14 protein-coding genes are annotated in these 17,543 nt (G+C 55.5%); all 14 read left to right on the top strand.

Annotated elements, in window-relative coordinates; translation table 11 throughout:
* The first annotated feature begins 11 nt into the window (after positions 1-11).
* The gene (locus SYN7336_RS18810; RefSeq protein ID WP_051039935.1) at positions 12-1,220 is read left to right on the top strand and encodes a glycosyltransferase; all 1,209 of its coding nucleotides are present in this window, start codon (positions 12-14) and stop codon (positions 1,218-1,220) included.
* Between the two features lie 38 nt (positions 1,221-1,258).
* Positions 1,259-2,257 (top strand): glycosyltransferase family 2 protein, encoded by a 999-nt coding sequence (locus SYN7336_RS18805; RefSeq protein WP_026101143.1) that lies wholly within the window; start codon positions 1,259-1,261, stop codon positions 2,255-2,257.
* A gap of 52 nt (positions 2,258-2,309) precedes the next feature.
* On the top strand, positions 2,310-3,692 hold the full coding sequence (locus tag SYN7336_RS18800; RefSeq protein ID WP_202951118.1) for an oligosaccharide flippase family protein: 1,383 nt from the start codon (positions 2,310-2,312) through the stop codon (positions 3,690-3,692).
* A 45-nt stretch (positions 3,693-3,737) separates the two neighbouring features.
* Positions 3,738-4,622 carry a polysaccharide pyruvyl transferase family protein gene (locus SYN7336_RS28280; protein ID WP_017327480.1) on the top strand — a complete coding sequence of 295 codons (885 nt, stop codon included), beginning with the start codon at positions 3,738-3,740 and terminating at the stop codon, positions 4,620-4,622.
* Positions 4,623-4,636: 14 nt separating this feature from the next.
* Positions 4,637-5,683 carry a glycosyltransferase family 2 protein gene (locus SYN7336_RS18790; protein ID WP_017327479.1) on the top strand — a complete coding sequence of 349 codons (1,047 nt, stop codon included), beginning with the start codon at positions 4,637-4,639 and terminating at the stop codon, positions 5,681-5,683.
* Between the two features lie 56 nt (positions 5,684-5,739).
* On the top strand, positions 5,740-6,819 hold the full coding sequence (locus SYN7336_RS18785; protein WP_017327478.1) for an NAD(P)-dependent oxidoreductase: 1,080 nt from the start codon (positions 5,740-5,742) through the stop codon (positions 6,817-6,819).
* A gap of 9 nt (positions 6,820-6,828) precedes the next feature.
* A complete protein-coding gene (locus SYN7336_RS18780) occupies positions 6,829-8,103 on the top strand; it encodes a glycosyltransferase (RefSeq protein ID WP_017327477.1) in 1,275 nt (424 codons plus the stop codon).
* A gap of 940 nt (positions 8,104-9,043) precedes the next feature.
* Positions 9,044-10,243 (top strand): WecB/TagA/CpsF family glycosyltransferase, encoded by a 1,200-nt coding sequence (locus SYN7336_RS18775; protein ID WP_017327476.1) that lies wholly within the window; start codon positions 9,044-9,046, stop codon positions 10,241-10,243.
* 39 nt (positions 10,244-10,282) lie between these two features.
* Positions 10,283-10,996 (top strand): sugar transferase, encoded by a 714-nt coding sequence (locus tag SYN7336_RS26725; RefSeq protein WP_083885812.1) that lies wholly within the window; start codon positions 10,283-10,285, stop codon positions 10,994-10,996.
* A gap of 326 nt (positions 10,997-11,322) precedes the next feature.
* Entirely contained in the window at positions 11,323-13,554 is a 2,232-nt protein-coding gene (locus tag SYN7336_RS26720) for a polysaccharide biosynthesis tyrosine autokinase (protein ID WP_071590907.1), read from the top strand.
* 10 nt (positions 13,555-13,564) lie between these two features.
* The gene (locus tag SYN7336_RS18760) at positions 13,565-14,614 is read left to right on the top strand and encodes a sulfotransferase domain-containing protein (protein WP_162139121.1); all 1,050 of its coding nucleotides are present in this window, start codon (positions 13,565-13,567) and stop codon (positions 14,612-14,614) included.
* A 63-nt stretch (positions 14,615-14,677) separates the two neighbouring features.
* Positions 14,678-15,580 (top strand): sulfotransferase, encoded by a 903-nt coding sequence (locus tag SYN7336_RS18755; protein ID WP_026101141.1) that lies wholly within the window; start codon positions 14,678-14,680, stop codon positions 15,578-15,580.
* A 45-nt stretch (positions 15,581-15,625) separates the two neighbouring features.
* On the top strand, positions 15,626-16,828 hold the full coding sequence (locus tag SYN7336_RS18750) for a Gfo/Idh/MocA family protein (protein ID WP_017327471.1): 1,203 nt from the start codon (positions 15,626-15,628) through the stop codon (positions 16,826-16,828).
* Positions 16,829-16,881: 53 nt separating this feature from the next.
* A complete protein-coding gene (locus tag SYN7336_RS18745) occupies positions 16,882-17,526 on the top strand; it encodes a sulfotransferase family protein (RefSeq protein WP_156820225.1) in 645 nt (214 codons plus the stop codon).
* Positions 17,527-17,543 lie beyond the last annotated feature (17 nt).

Genomic DNA, 17,543 nt, shown 5'->3' with positions numbered 1-17,543 from the left:
GAGGTGCTGTGGTGGATTTAGGGAGCATTGCTGGCGAAGTCATCTCATTTTTTCTCTTCATTCTTGCGGTCGCGGCCTTGCTATTAAGTGCCACATTTTGCCTGGAATGTCTGGCAGCTCTATCGCGGCAACGGTCGAAGCGCTATTTTTTGCCGTCGCGTCCTCGCATCGCAGTTCTCGTTCCCGCCCACAACGAAGCAGCCGGAATTGGAGCGACGCTGGCAGCAGTGAAATCGCAGTTGGGCCAAGGCGATCGCCTGTTAGTTGTGGCGGATAACTGCAACGACAATACAGCAGCCATTGCTCGGGCAGCGGGGGCGGCAGTCGTTGAACGGCAGAACCCTCAACTGCGAGGGAAAGGATATGCGCTCGATTGTGGCCTCGCGTTGCTGGCGGAGGATCCGCCGGATGTGGTGGCGATTGTGGATGCCGATTGTTGGGTGGCTCCGGGGGCGATCGCCAAAATTTGCCTGCAGGCTGCGATCGCCGGACGTCCGGTGCAGGCTCAATACCTGTTGGACAAACCCCCTGTTCCCAGCGCCAAAGATGCGGTTTCGGCCTTTGCCTTTCGCGTCAAGAATTTGGTGCGACCTCTAGGGTTAGCTCGGTTGGGGCTGCCTTGTTTGCTGACGGGCACCGGGATGGCATTGCCTTGGGTGGCGATCGCCGCCGCGAATTTGGCCAGCGGCGACATTGTGGAGGACATGACGCTGGGGATCGACCTGGCCTGTGCGGGATTTGCACCCATGTTTTGCCCGTCAGCACGGGTGGTGGGTCGCCTGCCCGATCGCCAACAAACGGCTAAAACCCAACGAACTCGGTGGGAACACGGTCATTTGCAGTCGCTGCTGACCCATTGCCCGCGACTGCTGCGGGAAGCGTTTCGGCAACGGCGGTTCGAGCTGCTAGCGCTGGCGCTGGAATTGGGGGTGCCGCCGCTGTCGCTGTTTGCACTGACGATCGCGGGATTGTCAGCGATCGCCGGACTGGTCGGTCTGCTGGCGGGTATTTGGCTGCCCGCAACAATTTTGGGCGTGGCGAGCGGATTGTTGGCGATCGCGGTTGCGCTGGGTTGGTGGAGGTTTGGCAGACAGGATATTTCACTGCTGACCCTGCTTTCCATTCCCGCTTATGTGGCGTGGAAGATGCCGCTGTATTTCAGCTTTTTAGTCAATCCAGAACGGCAATGGATTCGCACAAAGCGTTTGTCTGAATCTTGAGTTGAAAGTTTGTTTGATGTGACGAGTGGGATAAACCGATGAGAAGAGTTGGCGTCGTGGCGATCGGTCGAAATGAAGGCGTGCGTCTGGTGCGCTGCCTGACCTCTTTGCGCGAGAGATTATCTCGCGAGATCCCGATTGTTTATGTGGATTCCGGCTCGACGGATGGCAGCGTTGAAATGGCGCGGAAATTAGAGGCGATTGTCATCGAACTCGATCGATCGCTGCCATTCACGATGGCGCGCGGTCGGAATGCTGGGTTTGATTATTTGGTCGAGCATTTCCCCCAACTGGAATACGTGCAATTTATTGATGGGGATTGCGAGCTTGTGGATGGATGGCTCGAACGGGCGATCGCCAAGTTAGATGGCGATGCTACAGCCGCCGCGGTCTGTGGCAGGCGGCGGGAGCGCTTTCCAAACGCATCGATCTATAACCAGATGGCGGATATGGAATGGGATACCCCTGTGGGCCAAACCAAGGCTTGCGGAGGGGATGCTCTGGCGCGGGTGGTGGCGCTTCGAGAAGTGGGCAGGTTTGATGGCAGCTTGATTTGCGGCGAAGAGCCGGAACTGTGCATTCGCTTGCGACGGCGGGGGTGGAGCATCTGGCGACTGGAGGCAGAGATGACCCTGCACGACGCCGATATGCAGCGCTTTTCCCAATGGTGGCAGCGATCGCTGCGGGGCGGTTGGGCTGTGGCCGAGGGCGCGGCCATGTATGGCAATTCTGCCGAACGCTATAGGGTGCGCGAACAGTTGAGCGGTTGGATTTGGGGAGCAGTCGTTCCGACAGTTTCCTTCGCTTTGGCAGCCATCACCTCAGGGACTAGTCTGCTGGCGTTGGGGGCTTATCTCTGGCTGGGCCATCGAGTTTATCGGTACCGGCGGCGGCAGGGAGGCGATCGCGCTCGCGCCAGGTTGTATGCAGTCTTTTGCGTGTTATCCAAGCCAGCTCAAGCCATGGGACAACTGAAATATTGGCTGCATCGATGGCGAAAACAACCCGCCCAATTAATCGAATATAAGTCTGCTTAATGGTCATTGCCAGAACTGTCTAGAGCCATTTCTTAGCTGTGTTGAGAGCGGTATGGAATCTACAATTGCAAAGTCGAAGCCAATGTTTTCCCTCAGCAGTCCGGCGGTACGCGGGGTGTTGTGGACGGTGGCGGCCTATGGCTCCAGCCAGGTGTTGAGATTTGGCAATAATTTAATTCTGACGCGTCTTTTAGTGCCGGAATTTTTTGGCTTGATGGCGCTGGTTAACTCTCTGCGCATGGGCTTGGAACTGTTTTCCGATGTGGGTATCGGTCAAAACATCATCCAAAGTCCGCGTGGCGATGAAAGCCAATTTTTAAATACAGCCTGGTCGATACAAATTTTACGGGGAATTGTGCTCTGGTCTGCTTGTCTGCTGGTGGCTCAGCCAATGGCAGAGTTTTATGACGAACCGCAGCTAGCAGGTCTGATTGCCGTCGTCTGCCTCACTCTGCTGTTAAGCGGTTTTAGTTCCACCAAGCTTTACACCCTCAACCGCAAGATGACGCTGGGGAAATTAACGGCTCTGGAGTTGAGCAAGCAATCGATCGGTCTGGTGGCGATGTTGGTTTGGGCGTTAGTTAGCCCCACGGTGTGGGCACTGGCGGCGGGGGCGATCGCTGCAGGGGTTTTTAAGTTGGCCTCCTCCCACCTACTGATTCCCGGCAAACTCAATCGGCTGGAGTGGGATGGCAGTGCCGCGCGGGAGCTGCTGTCGTTTGGCAAATGGATTTTTATTGCCTCCATCATGATGTTTTTGGCGGAGCAGTCCGATCGCCTGATCCTCGGCAAGTTGCTGTCGCTGGAGATGTTGGGGGTGCTGACGGTGGCGTTCGTGCTGGCGGAGCTGCCCAAGCAGGTGTTGAAACGGATTGGCTTCAAGGTGATTTTTCCGTTGGTGTCGCGCAAGGCGGCATTACCTCGGGCACAACTGCGAGCCAGGTTTTTGCAACAGCGCAAATACATTCTGCTGGGGGTGGTGGCGCTGCTGCTCTTGCTCGTCGGTTTCGGCGATGTGCTGGTGGGGTGGCTGTACGACGATCGCTACGCGGATGCCGCCTGGGCCGTACCCATCCTCAGTTGCGGGGCATGGCTCTCGGCCCTGTTCTATACCAGCAGCCCCTGTTTATTGGGCCTCGGCAAGCCCCAATACAGTGCCCAAAGCAATTTTCTGCGCTTCCTCGCCATTGTGGTGGGGGTGCCGGCGGGCTTTTACGTGGCAGGCACCTTGGGGGCGATCGTGGCGATCGGCACGAGCGATTTGCCGACCTATGCGGCCATTCAGGTGGGGCTGACGCGAGAAAACATTTCTACTCTGCGACAGGATATGGCCTTCACGGGCCTGTTTGTGGGGGCACTGGCAGCGGTGCTGCTGCTGCGGTTGCTGCTGGGAATTGAGTTGCCGTTCGATCGCCTCGGCGGATTTCTGCCCTAACCGGTTTCTGACTTGTCAAACCATTGTTTTAGTGGAGCTTGAATCGTGATTCGCCAACACTTGAGAAGCCAATATTTGCGCACCAAGTCTTTCATGCAAGCGCCTGTATGGAATACTGTTTGGTCCGACCACATTAACTTCCTCTGGTACGACACCAAAAATTGGGGAGATGCCCTCAATCCAGTCCTGATCGAACAGATCTCCGGTCGCAAGGGGCGGGGGTTTGACATCAACCTGAAGAGCGAATCTGGCGGCACCTATCCCGGCGACGTGGGTGACTTGCACCTGCTCGTCGGCAGCACATTGCAACATGCCGATGCCAACACTGTAGTGTGGGGGGCTGGGTTCACCTCCAACACCTGTCTGTTTGCGGAAAAACCCAAGCAGATTTATGCGGTTCGCGGTCCTTTAAGTGCGGCCCACGCGCGATCGCAAGGGGTTAGCTGTCCCGATATTTTCGGCGATCCCGCCCTCCTGTTCCCCCGCTATTACCATCCCAAACCGCGCAAGCAATACAGCCTCGGCATCATCCCCCATTACCTCGATAGCCGCGATCCAAAGATCGAGCGCTTCCGCAGTCGGCCGGACATTCTCGTCATTGACATCAAAGATCCCATCGAAAAGGTGGTGGACGACCTGTGCAAGTGCGACTGCGTTGCGTCTAGCTCCCTGCACGGTTTGATTGCTGCAGATGCCTACGAAATCCCTTCTGCCTGGATTAAGGTTTCCGCAAAAATTCCTGGCAATGACTTTAAGTTTTACGACTACTTTGCCTCGCTAGGGCTGATAGGTCTCGAGCCCATTGACTTGACGGAAGCTACGACGGTTTTCGATCTCATCAATGGCTGCAACCTGCGGGAGGTCACTCTCGATTTGGATCGGCTGTTGGATGCCTGTCCGTTCAGTCGCGATCGCGCTCTGGTCGCTTAGGGGAGGTTGGTGTGATGAAACCGGCAATCAGCATTGGCATTTTGGCCCACAACGAAGCTAGCAACATTCAGCGCACGCTGGAGTCGCTGTTTCGGCAGACGGTGTTCCACAAGGCGGAGATCGCCAGTGCCGTTGAGGTGATGGTGGTGGCGAATGGCTGTGGCGATCGCACGGTGGAGATTGCCACAGCGGCACTGACTCGCTTGGCCCGCGAGATCTCGATTCCGCTGCTCAGTTGGACAGTGCTGGAGATTGCCGAGGCAGGCAAAAGTAATGCTTGGAATCTGTTCGTTCACGAGCATTCCGCTGGGGATGCGTCACTGCTGTGCTTGATGGATGCCGACATCCAGTTTTTGCAGGACGGCACGATCGAACGGGCGATCGCCAAACTAGCCCTGGCTCCCGAAACTTGGGTGGTCACCGATTTGCCGCTTAAAGACATTCAGCTCAAACGGCAGAAGGGACTGTTAGCACAGGCGTCGCTAGCCAGTTGCAGCCCCCGCCCGAGTGCTTTGTGCGGGCAGTTTTATTGCGGACAGGCGGCGGTGTTGAGGCGGATTTGGATGCCGAAGGGGCTGCCGGTGGAGGATGGTTTTTTGCGGGGGATGGTGTTGACCGATCGCTTTACCGGGCCGGAAGTGGAGCATCGGGTGCAGCGGGTGGAGGGGGCTGCCCACCTGTTTGAAGCCTATGTGGGGTGGCGATCGCTGCTGCGGCACGAGCGGCGGCTGATTGTGGGGGATGTCATCAATAGCCTGCTGTTTCGGTATTTGTGGGCGAAATGTTCCCCACGGCAGGATGCGGGAGAGCTGATTCGGCGGAATAACCATCGCGATCCCGACTGGCTGGCCCGCTGGCTGCGGGAGGTTGCTGTTCGCAAGGGAGGTTGGATTGTGCCCCCCCGACTGCTGTTTCGCAGATTTCGCAAACTGAAAAGCCATTCGCTGTTGGGGGCGATCGTGCGACTCCCGATCGCCCTCAGTGCATTTGTCGCCGACCTCGCCTTATTTGTCCGAGCCAATCGCCAAATTCAGCAGGGAAGGGGACTGGGTTACTGGTAAGACCGATCGTCCCCTCCATAGCAAGGGCGGCATAAACGTTTGAAGGAGAACGACGCATGAAAGTACTGATTACGGGTGCAGCAGGATTTTTGGGACAGTACGTGGTGGCAGAGGCGCTATGTCGCGGACACGCCGTTCGAGCAGTGGTGCGACCTTCTACAGATCTGTCGCAGGTGAGATGGCGCGATCGCCCAGATGTGGAAGGGGTGCGCTTGAATCTCAACGACCGCGAGGGACTGTACCCCGCCGTGCGGGGAGTAGATGCCGCGATCCATTTAGCCGCTGCAAAATCCGGTGACTTTGCCAGCCAATTTACCGATACGGTCGCAGCCACCCAAAAGCTGCTGGCGGTGATGGGGGAATTGGGCCTGACTCGCCTTGTGGCGATTAGTAGCTTCTCGGTGTACGATCGCCTCCACCCGCCAGAGGGAACTCTTTTGGATGAAAGCAGTTCTCTAGAACCGGCTCCCCAATATCGCGACGCATACGCCCAGATGAAGCTGTTGCAAGAGCGGCTGGTGCGTGCCTTCGAACAGAACCGCAACGGGGCGGTAACGCTGTTGCGACCGGGGGCGATCTACGGGCGGGAGAATTTGTGGAATGCCCATCTGGGGGCCAAGCTACAGGAGGATCTGTGGCTGGCCGTTGGCGATCGCGCCCGCATTCCCCTTACCTATGTGGAAAACTGCGCGTCAGCAATTGTCAAAGCCCTGGAGTCGCCCGAGGCCATCGGCCAAACCCTCAATATTGTGGATGACGACCTGCCCACCCAGCGGGAGTTCGTCGAGCTGTTGGCCGCACAAGGGGTGGAGATGCCCCGCACCATCCCGATCGGCTGGACAGCCATGCGCCTTCTAGCCCGCGCTGTGTGGACCCTCAGCCAAAGCGCAAACCATCCCTTCGCCCTTCCCGGCATTCTCACCCCCGCCCGCCTCCACGCCCGCTTCAAGCCCCTCAACTACAGCAACTCCCGCGCCAAACAACTGCTGCGGTGGCGGCCCAGCTATTTTCTGGCAACGGCGATCGCCCGCAGTCGCGGCAAGTTCCCTTTGCCCGAACTGCCGACCCCAAGCATGGTCCAACCGAGATCTTCCCAAACCTCACCCCGCACTCCCGCCAAGACCCCTACCCTCTAGGAGCCTGCTATGCGTCTTGCCTACCTCACTGGAGAATATCCCCGCGCCACTGACACCTTTATCCAGCGGGAAGTGGAAACCCTGCGCGAGCTGGGGGCTGAAGTATTGACCTGTTCTGTCCGCCCCACCGGCAGCGAGCATTGGGTGGGGCCAGAGCAAAGGGCCGAGCGGGAACGGACGTTTTACATCCTGCCGGGCAATCCCTTGGAACTGGCGATCGCTCACCTGCAGTTGGCGATCGCCAATCCTCGACGCTACTGGCAAGCACTGCGGCTGGCGATCGCCATTTGTCCTCCCGGCCTGCGGGGAGTCCTGTACCAACTGTTCTATTTCGCCGAGGCGGGATTGCTGGCCCGTCACCTCCAGCGGGAGGCCGTCCGACACCTGCACAACCATTTCGCCGATTCCAGTTGCACCGTGGCTATGCTCGCTGCCGAGTTGGCGGGCATTCGCTTTAGCTTCACCCTGCACGGCCCTTACGTCTTTTTCGAACCCCACCGCTGGCGCATCGACATCAAGATTGCCAAGTCTCTGTTTGTCTGCTGCATCAGTCACTTCTGTCGCAGCCAAGCGATGTTGTTTTCCACTCCCGACTGTTGGGACAAACTGCACGTCGTTCACTGTGGGGTGGACCCGAGCGAGTTTCGTCCCGCAGATCGCGATCGCCTCGGTCGGCATCTACTCTATGTGGGTCGCCTAGACGCTGCCAAAGGGTTACCCGTGTTATTTGACAGTCTTGCTGCTTTGAAAGAACGCCACCCCGATCTGCTGTTAACGGTGGTTGGGGATGGCGGCGATCGCCCCCAATTAGAGGCCAGGGTTCGGCAGTTGGGAATTCGCGAACAGGTTCGGTTTGTGGGATACAAGTCGCGATTGGAGGTGCGGCAGTGCTTGCAAGAGTCGGACCTGTTGGTGTTGCCCAGTTTTGCGGAAGGGGTGCCGGTGGTGTTGATGGAGGCAATGGCAGCGGGATTGCCGGTGGTGGCAACGCGGATTGCCGGCATTAGCGAGTTGGTGGATGACGGCGAGAGTGGATATTTGGTGCCGCCAGGGGATGCGCTGGCGTTGGGCAATCGCATCTCCACGCTGTTGGGGGACGATCGGTTGCGATCGCGGCTGGGAGCGGCGGGGCGAGCGAAGGTAGCGGCAGAGTTCGACATTGCTCGCGAGGTGGCGTGGCTGTATCGGGTGATGGGCAGTCGGCTGGCCGGACAGGCCGAGCCTTTGCGTCCCGAGGGCGATCGGCAGGTAGAAGTTTTGCAGCCACTGGGGCGTGGAGTGTAGCGTCCTCAATCTATGAGTTGCAACAGACCGCGCTAATTCTCCCGTCTAAAGGCGGGAGATTTTTTTGACGGTCAGCGCTCTTTCTGCAGAAAGGCTCGGGAATCTCAACCTCCAAAAAACTGACCAATACAGCATAGGTTATTTCCAGAAACTCCAACAAAGTTTTCCCAAACACCTATCCGAAGTAGGCAAAAATGCAAACATAGGGACTTATATTTAGCAGGATATTGACGAACACAATTAAATCGGAAAATCAGAACAAGTATTGACAAATAAAAGAAAAATTAACTACAGATTTAAAGACCAAAAATACTCATATTTAAAAATAGAATTACTGATACAAAAGAACTTTTCAAGAAATACGTAAAAAGTAATCTATGCAACTTTACATTAGCTTCATCTTGGCCTAGGATATATTCAGCTTAGAAAGGCGATCCCGAGCGCAATTCTATAGCTCTAAACCCCGTCTAAGTAGAGACCCATAGTTTTGAGAATGTGTCTATTAGACCCTCTCACTGGCACTGTGGTTCGCTGCATTAGCCCCCTAAATCCCCCATTCTGGGGGACTTGAGTACAGTTCCAGTTGAAGGTTGGGAGGCAGGGAAGGCGATGGAGATCGCGATCGTTAAAGTTGTAGAACGAAGCCAATAGCCTCTCGGAAGTCCCCCACTGGTGGGGGATTTAGGGGGCCGAGTGCAATGTCTGAAAACTCCAGATCTCAATATGGATGGGGTTTATGTATTCCCAGCAAAATCCAGACCAGATCGACAAATACCTATCAATAGCTCGATCGTTTGACATGGATACCATCTTTTTTCTTAGAAATTACTAATAATTTTTCATCCCTTTTGATAAGGGCGATCGCTCCTTGGCGATCGCAATATTTAGGCTGCTCGCTGCTAGAGATTGGTGCTCACTTGACTCGATAAAGGAGGTTAATATGGAACAAGTCAAGATCCTCAATGCTTCTCTGGACAATATTTATAGCCATCAATTGCTAGAAAACCTGCGACACGGCGGCTCGGTTTTCACGCTGAATGTCGATCACCTGATGAAGCTTCAAAAGGATTGGGAATTTTATCGAGCCTATACATCTGCCACCTATCGCGTCTGCGACAGTCAAATCCTCAAGTATGCCTCGACTCTATTGGGTCAGCCAATCCGAGAAAAAATCTCGGGTTCAGACCTCCTGCCATCTTATATTCGACACTACCAAAACGACCCAAGTGTCACGCTATTTTTGCTCGGGGCTGGGTCTGGAGTCGCCGAGATTACTCGACATAGAGTGAACGAGATGACAGGTCGAATGATGGTCGTCGATGTCTACTCTCCATCCTATAGTTTTGAAAATAATCCTGGCGAGTGTCAGGAAATTATTGAGCGGATTAACCGTTCGAGAGCAACTACTTTAGCGATCGGATTGGGCGCACCCAAGCAAGAGATCTGGATCTACAAGAATCGCCACAGATTGACTGGCATTAAAGTATTTCTAGCCATTGGTGCCGCGTTAGATTTTGAGGCAGGAACCCAGCAGCGATCGCCCCGCTGGATGAGTGAGAGCGGTTTGGAATGGCTACACCGCCTGATGAGCGAGCCCAAACGATTGTGGAAGCGATATTTGTGGGAAAGTCTGCCACTGTTCTGGTTGTTGCCCCTACAAATGCTGCAACTCTACCGACCCCCCGAACGCCTCGGCCTCGCGGCGAAAACTGCGATCGCCTCTCAAAACTGCGATCGCCTGCTCTATCGAGCTGGCCTACTGTCCCCCCAACAACTGGCGATCGCCCAACAGCTCCAGGCAGACTATCCCCACCTCAAATGTGGCGAAATTATCGGTATCAAAGGCTGGCTCAGCAAACAAACCGTGGACTTTTTCGCCCATCGGCTACCCCAGCTCGCCTCGGACATGCGCCAGCGACCGTTAGGGGAATACCTCAGGCAAGCCGGTCTCCTGAACGAGGGGCAAATCCGCCACCTGCTAGAGGAACACAAACATTACCGGATTGGCTTTGGAGAGTTGGCGATCCGTAAGGGCTGGGTGTCGAGAACGACCGTGGATTTCTTTCTGCGGTATGTCGCCCCCGAATGCGAAACACTCCCCTACGCTGCCTTTTCCACCCCACCGTTATTGTCTGCTTAAACCCAAAGACGGTTCACTCACGCTTAGAGGGATTGCAGTATGAAACCCATTTCATCCCCAAAACTGGCCCGAGATTCCCCCATCGCAGCCATCTCGTCGAGGTCTGGCCGTCAGACCCCACAGATATGCTGGAACGTCGCAGGGATTCACCCAGCCGCGAGCAGCGGGCTCAAACGAACCCTCGATCTGATCGGTTCTTCAGTCGGCCTATTGCTCACATCGATCTTATTTGTCCCCATTGCGATCGCCATTAAGCTAGACAGTCCCGGCCCCATTCTCTTTTCGCAGCGGCGATGTGGCCTGCAGGGAAAGCCCTTCCGATTGTGGAAGTTTCGCTCGATGGTTCGGGATGCAGAGGGCCTCAAGCATCTCGTCAAAAATGAAGCAGAAGGCCATATTTTCAAAAGTAAATGCGATCCTCGCACCACCCGAATTGGACGTTTTTTACGTCGCACTAGCCTGGACGAATTGCCGCAGTTTTGGAATGTTTGGCGCGGGGAAATGAGTTTAATTGGCACACGTCCCCCCACCCTAGAAGAAGTCAGCCAATACGAACCCCATCACTTTCTCAGACTGCGGGTCAAGCCCGGAATTACAGGGGAATGGCAGGTTTACGGGCGATCGCAGGTGCGAGATTTCGAAGACATTGTGGCACTAGATTTGCGCTACCAACAGCGATGGTCCATCGGGTACGACCTCAACCTCCTGCTCAAAACCTTTTGGATTGTCCTACAACAAAAAGGAGCCTGTTAAACCGCATCTAGTCTGAAACCCGTAGTTTTGAGGAGATGCCTATTAGCCGATCTCACTAGCGCTGTCACTCGCTGCATTCGCCCCCTAAATCCCCCATTCTGGGGGACTTGACTACAGGACTAGCTGGCTTTGGGAGACGGGGAACGAGATCGCTGTTTTTGAAGCTGTAGAACGAAGTCGAGAACCTTTCACAAGTCCCCCACTGGTGGGGGATTTAGGGGGCTGAGTGCAATGCCTAAAAACTCCAGGTCTCAACATGGATGAGGTTTAGTCCGATGATTTTCTCCGATCGATCCCAAAACCCTGACGAACTGAGGATGAATCCCGTGTCTGCCGAACTGCGTCACGAAGACATCGAACTAGAAGAATATTGGCTGGTGCTGAAACGCCACTGGAAGCCCGCGATCGCGGTGTTTCTGTCTCTACCGGTTCTCACTGCCGCAGCGATTGTGCTGCAGACCCCCGCGTACGAGGCCGAGGGGAAGCTATTGGTGGAAGTGGATCGAACAGCCTCGCTGACGGGCTTGGGGGGGACATTGGGGGAAGTGGACACGCTGGGATTGCAGAATAATCCGGCTGATACTCAACTGGAAATTTTGCGATCGGTCACTGTGGTGCAAGAGACCATTGCCGAGCTGGGCTTGCAAACAGAAGAAGGCGAACCGCTCTCTTACGCCACATTTGTGCGCAATCTCTCCACTGACTCCGTGCTCGGTACGGATGCGATCGCCGTCAGCTACCTCAGCCCCGACCCGCAAATGGCTGCGCGGGTGGCAAACAAACTGATGGAGGTCTATCTCGAAAACAACGTTCGAGCCAACCAAGCCGCCGCTGCCGCCGCCCGCCAATTTATTGAAACTCAGTTACCCCGCAGCGAAGCCACCGTGAATGAAGCAGAAGCAGCGCTGCGGGCATTTAAAGAGGAGCACGGCATCTTAGACCTGCAGCAGGAAGCCAATGCAACGGTGGGAACGCTGAATGCCCTCAAGGGTCAGGCGGCTCAGCTCAATATCCAGTTGGCAGCGATGGCGCGGCGAGCGGAAGCCTTGCGCAACCAGCTCGGACTCTCCTTCGAAGGCGCCCTCGAAGTGGTGGATGTGGCCCGTTCCCCCGGCGTGAACGACGCCCTGGCGCAAGTGCAAGACATCCAAGCGGACTTAGCCGTCGAACGCGCCCGCTTCCGCAGCGATAGCCCCGTAGTTCTGGGCTTGCAGGCCGAGCTGGAGCAGTTGCAGCAACTGTTAGATACCCGCGTAGCCGAGCGACTGACCCACGGGACGACCGCCGCTGTCGGGGGATTGCAACTGAGCGATCTGCGCACCAATCTGATTGGGGAATTCGTGCGAGCGGAAATCGAACGCCAGTCCCTCAGCAGCCAAATTGCCGCAGTCAATGCCACTCTAGCCGCCAACCGCGAACGGGCTAGCAGCCTGCCCGAACTGGAGCAAAGCCAACGGGAGTTGGAGCGCCGACTGCAGGCCGCGCAAAGCACCTACGAGGCACTACTCGGTCGCCTGCGGGAAGTGCAAGCTGCCGAGAACCAAACCATTGGTAATGCCCGCGTGATTTCTGCCGCACTGCCGCCCACCAGTCCTACGGGTCGCAATGGCAAGTTGTTGGTGGCAGGGGCAGGGGTGGCCGGTGGCTTATTGGCGATCGCCACTGCCTTCGCCCTCGACCTGCTGGACCCATCCGTTAAAACTGCCCGCGATATCAAAAAACTATTTGCCTATCGGTCTTTGGCGACCATTCCCGATCTAGACTCCCTCCAGCTCGATCCTCGCCAACCTTTATTTCAACTGGCAGGCGGCGATCGCTCTTCTGCGCCTGCTTCCTTCACCCCTGCGAGTGCTGCCTACCACGCCCTGCAAACCAACCTCAACTTTGCTCAACTGGACAATGCCCCCCAAATCATTGCCGTGACCAGCGCCCTGCCGCAGGAGGGGAAAACCACCGTCGCGGCTAACCTCGCCAGCGTCATGGCCCAAAACCGCTATCGTACCCTCTCGATCGACGGCGATCTCTTCCGCCCCGCACAGCACGAGATCTGGCAGTTGGATGGCGGCATCGGTTTGAGACAGGTCTTGCAGGGGAGTGCCCAACTGTCACAAGTGATTCAACCGGTCTCGCCCCATCTGGATGTGCTGGCAATGGGCGATCGCCCCAGCCCCCCTACGCTCGACTACCGCAAATTCAGATCGATGTTAGCCGTCCTCTCCCGCCACTACGATCGCATCGTTTTGGACAGTCCGCCCCTACTCGCCACCGCCGATGCGGGCATTTTGGCGAGCATGGCCGATGGGGCGTTGGTTGTGGTCCGTCCCGGCCTGCTGGATGTCGCCAGCGCCAGCGCTGCCAATGATTACTTGGTGAATTCCAATATCTCTGTTTTGGGTTTGGTGGCGAACGGGCTCGCGCAAGCTGCCGATCTGTACACCTACTATTACCCTCCCCACCTGACGGGCACTCAATTGCAAGCTTCGCGAGCGAACCCCAGCGATCGCTGCCAAGCCGTAAAAACGGGTCAGTTGTTTGCCAAAATCGAGCATTTTCATTGAGGTTTTCACTGTGATAGACACGCTTTCCCTTCACTCCGCGCAGCATTCATCAGCCGCTGCCGCCGCCCCTGCTTCCCCACTCAACTACGTTCTGATTGCAGGACCGGGGCGATCGGGCACCACTTGGCTGTGCCAAATCCTCAACACCTACGAACATTGCCTGCTCAAATACGAGCCGTTTCTGTCGGCGAAACCCTCCCCCTACACCGACTGGAAGGATGACTTGGCCCGTGGAGAGGTGCGGGAACTGCGCGATCGCTTTGATGCCCTCTGCCGCGACTGTCACATGGCGGTCGATCTGCCCCCTTTCCCCGCCAAAAGCTTTCGCCAGCAAAGCTCCCAACTGCTACACCTCTTGTTCGGCGCGGGCAAGCGTCTCGACGCACTCAAATTTCTCTACGAAACTTACGGGCGCGTTCCTTTGACCTCCGCCACGCCTGTCTTGATTAAAGAGGTCAACTTCCCCAGCTATTTGTTCCCAAAGCTGTGCGAAGTGCTCAATCCCATGACGATCTCCACCGTTCGCAATCCCTTCGCCACCCTCGCGTCATTTCTTAAGGGTCGAGAACTGGGCTTGCACTCCCACAACGATCGCTCCCAACTGATGGCCCGAGTCCGTCAGGGCATCGACAGTTTGGCGGGGGTGTATCTGAGCGAATATCGCGATCGCCTTGCAGACTTGTCCGAAACCCAACTGCATACCCTCAACTGGCGACTGCTGGCGGAACCCCTGGTTGATTACACCCTACGGAACCCTCGTGCTGGAGTGCTGGTGTACGAAGACCTCTGCCGAGACCCTCAAGCCACTGTCGCATCTCTGTTTGAATTCCTCGGTTGGGAACTCGGAGCAGCCACCCGAGCGTTCGTCGATCGAACCCGTGCTGGCGATCGCAAATTCCGCAGCCAGTCCAAGGCTTATTTCAGCGTGTATCGCGACAGTAAAACTACGCTAGATAAGTGGCAAAAGCAGCTTTCAAAGCAACAGAAAGACGACATCGCCTCAATTGTTCGGGACTCGCCGCTGATGGTGATGTGGCCCCAGCTAGAACTGTCTGTCTAATTCTATTGAGACCGCGATCGATCGCCGATCTCCATCTATCCTTTCCTCTTTCCAAACACCCTTATGTCAATGCCAAACTTCCTGATTATCGGAGCAGCCAAATCCGGCACAACAGCTCTCTACCAATATCTCAACCGACATCCAGAGATCTATATGAGCCCCCACAAAGAACCCAGGTTTTTTGCCTTTGAGGATCGACCTTTAGAGTTTAGGGGTCCGAATCAACGCGACATTAACGACGACACCATTACAGACTTAACCACTTATCAATCCCTGTTTGAGGGGGTCTCCAACGAAGTGGCGATCGGGGAGGCATCTACTGCCTATCTTGCCGTTCCCGAGGCCGCCGATCGCATCCACCAGCACATCCCCAACGCCAAACTGATTGCCATCTTGCGCCAGCCCGCCGATCGCGCCTACTCCAGCTACCTCCACCTCAAACGAGACAACCACGAACCCTATGCCGACTTCGGTCGAGCCCTGCAGGCGGAACCCAAGCGCAGGGCACAAAATTGGGAATTTCTCTGGCGTTACAAAGAATTGGGCTTTTATTTCCAACAACTGCAGCGGTATTACAGCAAATTCGATCGCGATCGCATTCGAGTGTATCTCTACGAGGATCTGTGTAGCGACGCGATCGGCTTAGTTAAAAATATTTGTCAGTTTTTAGGGGTTAGCGATGCCTTTACTCTCGACACCTCGTCCAAACATAACCCTTCAGGAATTCCCAAAAATCGCGGCGTCTATAACTATCTTCTGAAAGAGAACGACCCCCTCAAAACGATTGTCAAAACCTTCCTGCCAGAATCCGTCCGTCGCCCTATTGTCAATAGTCTGATTCAGCGCAGCTTGCACAAGCCTCAGCTCTCGCCTCAATTGCGACATCAACTCATGCAAGAGTATCGCCAGGATATTTTCCAACTCCAGGAATTGATTCAGCGCGATTTAAGCCACTGGCTGGCCTAATGCTATTTCGACATCACTAGACCAAATTTTAGGAGCATGTAAATCGTGAATATTGCCTTTGTTGGATGCGGCTTTGTGGCCGATTACTACGCCAAAACCCTCAAGAATCATCCCCAGCTCCGTCTATTGGGCGTGATGGATCGCGATCGCGATCGGGCCGTTCAGTTTAGCGATCGCTATGCCGTACCGGTCTACGAAACCCTCGCGGATCTGTTAAACGACGATCGCATCGACATCGTTCTCAATCTCACCAACCCCGACAGCCACTACGAAGTGTCTAAAGCCAGCCTGGAAGCGGGCAAACACGTCTACTCCGAAAAGCCGCTAGCCACAGACATGACCCAGGCACAGGAACTGGTGGCGATCGCCGAAGATCGCAGACTCTGCCTCTCCTCCGCCCCCTGCAGCCTACTGGGAGAAACCGCCCAAAGCATCTGGAAAGCCCTGCGAGAAAACCACATCGGTCAGGTGCGCCTCGTCTATGCCGAAATGGATGACGGGCTCGTGCATCGAATGCCCTACCGCAAGTGGTATAGCGACTCGGGCATCCCTTGGCCCTATAAGGATGAATTTGAAGTGGGTTGCACCCTCGAACATGCCGGATATTACGTCACCTGGCTAGCCGCCTTCTTCGGCCCCGCCCTCTCCGTATCTGCCTTCTCCTCCTGCCTCGTCCCCGACAAACAAACCGATATCCCCCTCGATCGCAACGCCCCCGACTTCTCCGTTGCCTGCATCAAATTTGCCTCCGGCGTCGTTGCCCGTCTCACTTGCAGCATCGTCGCCCCCCGCGATCGCTCCCTGCACATTGTTGGCGACGAGGGTATTCTCTCCACAAAAGATTGCTGGGATTATCGCTCCCCCGTGCAGATTCAACGCCGCATCAAGATCCGCCGAAAAATGATGCTCGCCCCCTGGAAAGAGACCCTGCCGCTGGCGAGACCGGCGAGCCGCCGCCATCGTTCTAACGTCTCGCAAGTCATGGACTTTTGCCGGGGGGTGGCTGAAATGGCCGACGCGATCGGCCAAAACCGCCCCCAGCGCCTGTCTGCTCGCTATTCCCTTCACATCAACGAAATTGTGCTGGCCATTCACAACGCCCTAGACACTGGAGCCTCCTATCCATTGCAAACTAGCTTCGAACCTATTCTCCCGATGGATTGGGCCAGCTCTCCTGCGGTCACAGAACCGCGATCGCCTTACCCATTCAAGCTATTCCAAAAGCAGCTCGAACTTCTAAGAGCTTAGATTTATTTGTAATGTTATTCTCAGTTTTCATTAATGGAGGTTATCGGCATCTCATGAACAAGATCTTCGGAATTGGCATGCCCAAAACAGCAACCACCAGCTTGCATAATGCCCTAAAAATGCTTAATTATCGCTCAATTCATTTCGTTCGCGATCGGAAAACAGTAGCTGAACTTAGATCGGAGAACTACCGCCTATCGATCCTCGATCGCTACGATGCCATCTCTGACGCCCCTATTCCAGCTATTTTCAAACAGTTAGATGAATGCTGGCCCAATTCAAAGTTTATTCTCACAGTTCGTAGCCTAGATAAGTGGATCGATTCATGTAGAAGCGCCCCCTTTAATTCAGACAAGGCAGTGCCTAGCAGCAACCACTACCGTCATTATTATCGTACTTTGATATACGGCCAGACGACCTTTGACGAATCCGTGTTTGCCCGAGCATACCAGTCCCACAACGATCGGGTTCGTAGCTATTTCTCTGGAAATAAGGCATTGCAATTGCTTGTCATGGACATTACAAAAGGAGACGGATGGGAGAAGCTTTGTCCTTTTTTAAATGTTTCAATTCCCGAGCGAGACTTTCCCCGTTCAAATTCAAGAAAGTTCGATCCCCTAACCTTAAATCCAGCCAACATCTCCCACAATCTCAAGAAAGTAATGTGGTACTGTCGCAAACGCCTGCCGCAAGCTTGAAATGTAGCGTTTTCATC

Source organism: Synechococcus sp. PCC 7336 (genome assembly GCF_000332275.1).
In the GTDB taxonomy this organism is placed as follows: domain Bacteria; phylum Cyanobacteriota; class Cyanobacteriia; order Thermostichales; family PCC-7336; genus PCC-7336.
Note: the sequence above shows the minus strand (reverse complement) of the source record. Positions and strands in the feature narration are given on the sequence as shown.

Bases quoted from the DNA above. Each gene is read 5' to 3' on its own strand.
- SYN7336_RS18805 (WP_026101143.1), top strand. From the start codon at position 1,259: ATGAGAAGAGTTGGCGTCGTGGCGATCGGTCGAAATGAAGGCGTGCGT.
- SYN7336_RS18800 (WP_202951118.1), top strand. From the start codon at position 2,310: ATGGAATCTACAATTGCAAAGTCGAAGCCAATGTTTTCCCTCAGCAGT.
- SYN7336_RS18790 (WP_017327479.1), top strand. From the start codon at position 4,637: ATGAAACCGGCAATCAGCATTGGCATTTTGGCCCACAACGAAGCTAGC.
- SYN7336_RS18785 (WP_017327478.1), top strand. From the start codon at position 5,740: ATGAAAGTACTGATTACGGGTGCAGCAGGATTTTTGGGACAGTACGTG.
- SYN7336_RS18780 (WP_017327477.1), top strand. From the start codon at position 6,829: ATGCGTCTTGCCTACCTCACTGGAGAATATCCCCGCGCCACTGACACC.
- SYN7336_RS18775 (WP_017327476.1), top strand. From the start codon at position 9,044: ATGGAACAAGTCAAGATCCTCAATGCTTCTCTGGACAATATTTATAGC.
- SYN7336_RS26725 (WP_083885812.1), top strand. From the start codon at position 10,283: ATGAAACCCATTTCATCCCCAAAACTGGCCCGAGATTCCCCCATCGCA.
- SYN7336_RS18755 (WP_026101141.1), top strand. From the start codon at position 14,678: ATGTCAATGCCAAACTTCCTGATTATCGGAGCAGCCAAATCCGGCACA.
- SYN7336_RS18745 (WP_156820225.1), top strand. From the start codon at position 16,882: ATGAACAAGATCTTCGGAATTGGCATGCCCAAAACAGCAACCACCAGC.